At 64.8% G+C, this 7,910-nt stretch carries 8 protein-coding genes; 7 read left to right on the forward strand and 1 reads right to left on the reverse strand.

Annotated features, from left to right (window positions below):
• Both EN742_RS16095 and EN742_RS16100 read left to right on the forward strand, forming a co-directional pair.
• A partial coding sequence (locus tag EN742_RS16095) for a DUF5682 family protein (RefSeq protein WP_245492335.1) occupies positions 1–367 on the forward strand: 367 nt, incomplete at its 5' end.
• Positions 360–1,595 (forward strand): VWA domain-containing protein, encoded by a 1,236-nt coding sequence (locus tag EN742_RS16100; protein WP_126056083.1) that lies wholly within the window; start codon positions 360–362, stop codon positions 1,593–1,595. The genes EN742_RS16095 and EN742_RS16100, both read left to right, overlap by 8 nt.
• 28 nt (positions 1,596–1,623) lie before the next feature.
• On the opposite strand, the gene EN742_RS16105 is transcribed toward EN742_RS16100, so the two are convergent.
• Positions 1,624–2,325 carry an MgtC/SapB family protein gene (locus tag EN742_RS16105; RefSeq protein ID WP_245482341.1) on the reverse strand — a complete coding sequence of 234 codons (702 nt, stop codon included), beginning with the start codon at positions 2,323–2,325 and terminating at the stop codon, positions 1,624–1,626.
• 227 nt (positions 2,326–2,552) lie between these two features.
• Here EN742_RS16105 and EN742_RS16110 point away from each other — a divergent pair, with 227 nt between their 5' ends.
• The 5 genes from EN742_RS16110 to EN742_RS16130 all read left to right on the forward strand — a co-directional run.
• Positions 2,553–3,527, forward strand: coding sequence for a sugar-binding transcriptional regulator (locus tag EN742_RS16110; RefSeq protein ID WP_126056081.1), 975 nt, complete (start codon positions 2,553–2,555; stop codon positions 3,525–3,527).
• Positions 3,528–3,572: 45 nt separating this feature from the next.
• A complete protein-coding gene (locus EN742_RS16115; protein ID WP_126056080.1) occupies positions 3,573–5,018 on the forward strand; it encodes an extracellular solute-binding protein in 1,446 nt (481 codons plus the stop codon).
• A 152-nt stretch (positions 5,019–5,170) separates the two neighbouring features.
• On the forward strand, positions 5,171–6,091 hold the full coding sequence (locus tag EN742_RS16120; RefSeq protein ID WP_126056079.1) for a sugar ABC transporter permease: 921 nt from the start codon (positions 5,171–5,173) through the stop codon (positions 6,089–6,091).
• Between the two features lie 9 nt (positions 6,092–6,100).
• Entirely contained in the window at positions 6,101–6,958 is an 858-nt protein-coding gene (locus EN742_RS16125) for a carbohydrate ABC transporter permease (protein ID WP_126056078.1), read from the forward strand.
• A gap of 5 nt (positions 6,959–6,963) precedes the next feature.
• Positions 6,964–7,910, forward strand: a 947-nt coding sequence (locus tag EN742_RS16130; protein WP_148670120.1) for an ABC transporter ATP-binding protein, incomplete at its 3' end; no start/stop codon positions are given.

The raw sequence follows: 7,910 nt of genomic DNA on the forward strand, positions 1-7,910 counted from the left end.
GGGCGCGGCCGACCTTTTGGCAAAGCGCCTGTCACCCGGGACGCCGGTCATCGACGCTGCCGCTTTCTTCGAGGGCTTCTTCAGCGGCGCCGGTCAGCGACTGATCTATGACGAGGGTCTGCGCGGCGCCGTCGATGCATGGCTTGCCTCACTCGACGAAGAGGCCTTCGTTGCGCATCTGCCCTTGCTGCGCCGCGTCTTCTCCAACCTCGACAGCATGGAGCGCCGGCGTTTGATCGAAGCGGTGCTCGGCAAAGGAGCGAGCCTGCCCGCCGGGCTGACGCCGACGCCCGACGGCGGCGAAGCCTGGCGCCGGCACTTTGGTCTCCTCGGCAAGCTGCTTTCAGGGGAGCCCAGCCATGGATGACGATGCGATCGGGCCGGACCTCGAGCCGACGGGAGGAACGCGGGAACGCCGCTGGCGGCTGGCGATCGGCGCCGACGATGCGTCCTCGTCGGCACTCTCCGCCGAGGATCGGCGGCTTTCGGCGGCGCTCGACGCGCTTTATGGCGACAACAGCGGCGACACGGCCGGCGATCCGCGCAAACGGCGCGGCGGGCTCGGCCGCTCGGCGCCGCGCGTCGCGCAATGGATGGGTGATATCCGCTCGTTCTTTCCCGAGCAGGTCGTCCAGGTCGTGCAGAAGGACGCCTTCGAGCGACTGAACCTGAAGCAGATGCTGATGGAGCCGGAGTTCCTCAAGGCGATCGAGGCGGACGTCAATCTCGTCGCGGATTTGGTCTCGCTGCGTTCGGCGATGCCGGACAAGACCAAGGATATCGCCCGTTCGATCATCTCCGACATCGTCGCCAAGCTGATGCAGCGCCTCGAGCAAAAGACCGCCGAGGCGATCCGCGGCGCGCTCGACCGGTCGCGGCGCACCAACCGGCCACGGCAGCGCGACATCGACTGGCCGCGCACCATCGCGGCGAACCTTCGCCACTATCAGCCCGACCACAAGACGGTCGTGCCGGAAAGGCTGGTCGGCTTCATGCGGCGTCAGCGCCGGCTGGTCGACCTCGACGAGGTGACGCTGTGCGTTGACCAGTCCGGCTCGATGGCAAGCTCGGTCATCTACGCCTCTATCTTCGCTGCGGTGATGGCCTCGCTGCCGGTGGTGCGCACCAAGCTGGTCTGCTTCGACACGGCGATCGTCGACCTGACGGAGGAGCTCAGCGATCCGGTCGAGGTGCTGTTCGGCGTCCAGCTTGGCGGCGGCACCGACATCAACCAGGCGGTCGCCTATTGCGCCGAGCGGATCGAGCGGCCGACCAAGGCGCATTTCATTTTGATCACCGACCTCTACGAGGGCGGCAACGGCCAGGAGCTTCTCAAGCGGCTGGCAGCGCTGGTCCGGTCGGGCGTCAATGTCGTCGTGCTGCTGGCGCTCACCGATCAGGGTCGTCCCGGCTATGATCCCGCGATGGCTGGATCGGTCGCCGCGCTCGGGGTTCCGGTTTTCGCCTGCACGCCCGATCATTTCCCAGATATGATGGCGGCAGCGCTGCGTCGGGAAGACATCGGCGCCTGGGCGGCAGGGGCGGACATCAAGCTGATCCGAGCCGACACCGAACCACTCAAGGCAGGCGAGTAAGCCTGCCGCTGCGGCCGTTCAGCGAGGATCAGGCCGCCTTCTCGCTGATCAGCTCGAAGCGCTCGACCTCGCAGTGCCGGCCGACCACGGCCAGGATTTCCACCGAAGGCTCGACGGCATCCGGTTGCTTCCATGCGAGATTGAAGGAATGGACGAACCGGTCGCGGTCGGCGTCATGCTCCATGCCGATAAAGCGCGCGTCATAGCCGAGCGGACCGACCATGTCCCTGAGAACCGGCGGAGAGCCATTCGGCCATGAGACCGCCAGGATCGCATGGTGGTCGCGCGGGATCCTGAGGTCGACCCATTTCAGCGCCTGCAGCGTCACCAGCGTCATCACCGTCGCGATCGCGCCAAGGCCGAACTGGCCGCCGCCGAAGGCGAGGCCGATCATGGTCATGATCCACATCGTGGCGGCGGTGGTGACGCCGGTCACGAGATCGCCGCGCCGCAGGATGGCGCCGCCGCCGATGAACCCGACGCCGGTCAGCACACCCAACGGAAAACGCAGCACGTCCATGCGGACGAAAGAGTCCGTGCCCTTGCCGGCCACGTCGAGCAACATATTGGCCTGGATCATGGCGATGGCCGCGGCAAGGCCGACCAGTATTGTCGTTCGCAGCCCGGCGGTATGGCCGCGTGCCTCCCTGTTCAGACCGATCAGGAAGCCCGCCAAGAGTGTGAAGACGAGCCGCGCGGCGAGGTCGGGCCAGGTCGGGTGAAGCGGCATATCGCAGCAAAGCGGCTCGAACATCGTTCAAAGAGGCGCGCGCGCCGCGCCACTCCTTGTTCCCAACGACTTCAACCCCGTTGAAGGGCTGAAGGTTCCTTGGCGGCCCGGAGCACTGGCGCCGTCTATCGCGCCCCTTGCACGATTTTGAGACAGGCGCCGCTTGACTCCGGTGTAGCCTTGTGAAAAATTTTGCAGCAACTGATAAAAATATCAAAAGGGCGGAAATGGTTGGGTTCGGCAACGGCCTCCTGCGCGACGATGAGACCAGCATGGCCGCTCGCGCCGCCTGGCTTCACTATGCCGGCGGCCTGACCCAGGCCGAGGTCGCCAAGCGGCTCGGCCTGACCAGCCTCAAGGCGCATCGCCTCATCACCAAGGCCAACCAGGAAGGGCTGGTTAAGGTCTATATCGACGGCGAGATCTCCGAATGCGTGGCGCTGGAGGACGAACTGTCCGGCCGCTACGGTCTCGACTATTGCGAGGTGGTGCCGGACTTCGATCCGGAAGACCTGCCGCTCAAGGCGCTGGGCATTGCCGGCGCTCAGTTCCTCAAGCGCGAGATCGAGCGCGGCGAGGGCACCCTGATTGGCGTCGGCCATGGCCGCACGCTCGCGGCCTGCGTCGAATACCTGCCGCGCATCTCGGCCGACGGGATCCGCTTCGTCTCGCTGCTCGGCGGCCTGACGCGCAAATTCTCGGCCAACCCGCATGACGTGATCCATCGCCTCGCCGAGCGCACCGGCGCCGAGGCCTATGTCATGCCGGTGCCGATGTTCGCCAACACGGTCGAGGACCGCGCCGTGCTGCTCGGCCAGAAGGGCGTCAGCGAGGTCTTCGATCTCGCCAGGTCCGCCGACCTGCTGCTGGCCGGCATCGGCACCGCAGAGCAGGAGGCCTCGCTGGTCGCCACCGGCATGATCGACAAGGGCGAGATGGAGGAGACCCGCCGCAACGGCGCCGTCGGCGAACTGCTTGGCCATTTCTTCGACGAGGCCGGCAAGCCAGTGGCGACCACGGTTTCCAGCCGCGCCCTGGCGCTCGCCCGCGAGGACATCGCCAACCGCAGGATCGTCGCCGTCGCCGGCGGCAAGGTGAAGGTTCGAGCCATCAAGTCAGTGCTGGAGGGCCGCTACCTCAAGGGCCTGATAACCGACGAGCGGACGGCGCGATCGCTCGTGGAACAGACGCCGGTCGGGTAGCCGGCACCGCTTTGGTTGAAACTACCCTGTGGAGGAGAAGAGGACATGCATGAGAAAGAAAAAGACCTGATCGACGCGTTCCTGCGTGGACAAGTCGACCGCCGTGGACTGATCAGGGGACTGGGCGCCATGGGCCTTGCCGCAAGCACCGCCGGTGTCTTGCTCAATCTGGGCCAGACCCGCGCGCTCGCCGCCGATTTCGACTGGCAGGCGCACAAGGGCAAGACCATCAAGCTCTTGCTCAACAAGCATCCCTATGCCGATGCGATGATCGCCGACCTCGACAATTTCAAGCAGCTGACCGGCATGAACGTCGTCTATGACGTGTTCCCGGAAGACGTCTATTTCGACAAGGTCACCGCGGCGCTCTCGGCGAGCTCCTCCGAATACGACGCCTTCATGACCGGCGCCTACATGACCTGGACCTATGGCCCGGCCGGCTGGATCACCGACCTCAACGAGTGGATCAAGGACCCGGCCAAGACCAATCCGAAATATGCCTGGGACGACTTCCTGCCCGGCGTCAAGAACTCCTGCGCCTGGAACGGCAAGCCCGGCGGCGCGCTGGGTTCGGAAGACGCCAAGCAATGGTGCATTCCGTGGGGCTTCGAGCAGAACAACATCACCTACAACAAGGCGATGTTCGACAAGGCCGGCGTCAAGGTTCCCGGCAGCATGGACGAGATGGTGGCAGCGGCCGCCAAGCTCACCAAGGATGTCGGTGGCGGCGTCTATGGCATCGGCGTGCGCGGTTCGCGCTCCTGGGCGACGATCCATCCGGGCTTCCTGTCGGCCTATGCCAATTTCGACCAGAAGGACCTCAACGTGTCGGCCGACGGCAAGTTGTCTGCTGCCATGAACACCGCCGAATCCAAGGCCTTCCACAAGCAATGGGTGCAGATGATCCAGGAGAGCGGCCCGAAGGACTGGTCGACCTACACCTGGTACCAGGTCGGTACCGATCTCGGCGCCGGCGCCTCGGCGATGATCTTCGACGCCGACATCCTCGGCTACTTCATGAATGGCGGCACCAACAAGATGGCCGGCCAGCTCGCCTTCGCCGGCTTCAAGGCCAATCCGGCCGCCAAGGCGCCGACGCCCAACATCTGGATCTGGTCGCTGTCGATGTCCAACTTCTCCAAGGACAAGGACGCCACCTGGTACTTCCTGCAGTGGGCTTCCGGGCTCGACCATTGCCTGTTCGGCGCCACCAAGATGGACTTCGTCAATCCGGTCCGGCAGTCGGTCTGGAAGGACGAGGTGTTCCGTGAGAAGCTGAACAAGAGCTATCCGGGCTATGTCGAGATGTTCGACGCCTCGGCGCCCGGCGCCAGCATCAAGTTCACGGCGCAGCCGCTGTTCTTCGACCTCACCACCGAATGGGCCGCGACGCTGCAGAAGATGGTGGCCAAGGAAGTGCCGATCGACGAGGGCCTCGACAAGCTGGCCGAGAGCATCAACGGCCAGCTCAAGGAGGCCGGCCTCGGCTGATATCGGGCAGCGGCTGGCGCGCAACGCGGGCCAGCCGCGACCCTCAACGACACTCGCGAGGCGAAGCGGTATGCTTCGCCAACGCCCGACCGGCCGCCTTGCTCCCTTGGGCGGCCGGCAGGGCGGAGCAACCGGGATAACGGAAGAGCGCGATGACCGCGGCGACGACAGTCCACAGACCCTCCGGCTTCAGGATCAGCAAGCGGGTTCTGCCCTATCTCCTCAGCCTGCCGGCGCTCCTGGTCTGCATCGGCATCCTGATCCCGTTCCTGACCTCGGTGGTCTATTCCTTCCAGCGCTACCGGCTGAGTCAGCCATGGGCCAGGCAATTCAACTGGGGCGACAACTACATTTCGTTCTTCACCGACCCGAAGTTCTGGAACACGCTCGAGGTGTCGCTGCTCTATGCCGGCATCACCGTGGTGCTCGAACTGCTGCTCGGCCTCGGCATCGCCATGCTGTTGCAGAAGCGCTCGACGCTGAACAACTTCATCTCGATCATGCTGTTGATGCCGCTGATGACGGCGCCGGCGCTGGCTGCCCTGATGTGGAAGCTGATGACCAATCCCGGCTTCGGCGTGCTTAGCTACCTTGCCAGCCTCATCGGCCTGCAGGACTTCCGCTGGGCCTCCTCGCCGTCGACAGCGCTGCTCACCGTCGTGCTGGTCGACATTTGGGTCTACACGCCCTTCATCATGATCCTGCTGCTTGCCGGCCTGCGCAGCCTGCCGACGCAACCCTTCGAGGCGGCCGCGCTCGACGGCGTGCCGAGGAGCTTCGTGTTCTTCCGCATCACCCTGCCGATGCTGACGCCCTATATCCTGACCGCGACGCTGTTCCGCCTGCTCGATTCAATCCAGCAGTTCGACATCATCTACGCGATGACCCAGGGAGGGCCCGGCGACACGCTGACCGTTTTCCAGGTCGAGGCCTATCTCAACTTCTTCCAGTCGACCAATGTCGGACGCTCGGCGGCGCTGATGATCATCCTGTGGGCGATCACCTATTTCCTCTCCAACATCTTCATCAAGAACTGGCTCCGGCTGCGCGAACGCGCCCGCGGCCAGGCATAGGAGGCAGGGATGGAACACACCTCGCTTCTCGAACGCATCCTGCGCGGCGTGGCGCTCACGCTGGTGGTCATCTTCTTCATGTTCCCGATCGCCTGGATCTTCATGATGTCGTTCCAGACCAACGAGACGATCCTGCGCATCCCGCCGCAGCTGATCTTCGAGCCGACGCTCGCCAACTACACGGCGCTGATCACCGGCAAGCTGGTGACGGCGGCCGGAACGCTCGACATCGCCTTCATGCGCAACCTTTGGAATTCGGTGTTCCTGTCGGTCACCTCGGTTGCCGTCTCGCTGCTGCTCGGCGTGCCCGCGGCCTATGCTTTCGCCCGCCACAAATTCCGCGGCTCGGAGGACATCGCCTTCACGCTGCTGTCGTTCCGCTTCGCGCCGGCGCTGCTGGTGCTGTTGCCGCTCACCCTCTATTTCCAGAAGCTTGGACTGGCTAACACCTATATCGGGCTGATCTGGGTCTACCAGCTGATCTGCCTGCCGCTCATCCTGTGGATCGTGCGCGGCTATTTCGAGGACATCCCGGCCGACATCGAATACGCCTATCGGATCGGCGGCCATTCCTGGTTCGCCACCTTCCGCAAGATCGCGCTGCCGCTGGCCGGGCCGGGCATCGCCGCCGCCGGCCTGCTCGCCTTCATCTTCGCCTGGAACAATTTCGTCTTTGCGCTGGTGCTCGCCTCCGCCGACAAGCAGCCGGTGACGGTCGGCGCACTGGCCTTCATCACCTCGTCCGGCATTCAATACGGCCAGATCTCGGCCGCGATCGTGCTGTCGATCACGCCGACGCTGGCGCTTGCGCTCTACGCGCAGCGCTATCTCGTCGAAGGCCTGTCGCTCGGCGCCGTGAAAGGGTAGCTCCGATGGCCAGCCTCGAACTGAAAAATGTCGTCAAGCGCTACAAAAGCCAGACGGTCCTCGACAATCTGTCGCTGACCGTCGCCGACGGCGAAACGCTGGTGCTGTTCGGTCCGTCCGGCGCCGGCAAGACGGTGCTTCTGCGCATGGTTGCCGGCGTCATCGACCCCGACGAGGGCAAGATCCTCATCGGCGGCGAGGACATGACCGATGTCGATGCCGAGTTCCGCGGCGTCGGCATGGCGTTCCAGAATTTCGCGCTGTTCCCGCATATGAGCGCCTTCGACAACATCGCGACGCCGCTCGAGGCCAGGCACTCCTCGCAAGGCACTATCAAGGCCGGCGTCGAGAGCGTCGCCAAGTTGCTCAAGATCGACCATGTGCTGAGCCACAAGCCACGCGCGCTCTCCAACGGCCAGAAGCAGCGCACTGCGCTTGCCCGCGCCCTGGTCGGCTCGCCGCCAATTCTCCTGCTCGACGATCCCTTGCGCAACGTCGATGCCAAACTGCGCTTCGAGATGCGGCTTGAACTGCCGCGGCTCCTGCATGACCGCGGCGCGACCGTCGTCTACGTCACCCAGGACTACAAGGAGGCGATGGCGCTCGGCAACCGCATCGCGGTGATGTCGCAAGGCGTCATCCGCCAGCTCGGCACGCCCGAGCAGATCTATCGCGAGCCGGCCAATGTCGAGATCGCCAGGCTGTTCGGCGATCCGACCATCAATTTGCTCGACGTCAAGCCGGCCCGCGACGCCAAGGGCATCTATGTCGGCCTGTCGAACGTCCAGGTCCATCTCGCCGGCGCCTATGAGGCGGCGGTCGGGCGCGACTGCGTCATCGGCCTGCGGCCCGAGGCGCTGAGCTTCGTCGGCGAGGCCACGCCCGGCGCCGTTCCGGTGACCGTCGAGGCCGAGACGCCGCTCAACGAAAAGATCGTCACCTTGGTGCGTAC

This window comes from Mesorhizobium sp. M4A.F.Ca.ET.020.02.1.1 (genome assembly GCF_004022645.1).
Classification (GTDB): Bacteria; Pseudomonadota; Alphaproteobacteria; order Rhizobiales; family Rhizobiaceae; genus Mesorhizobium.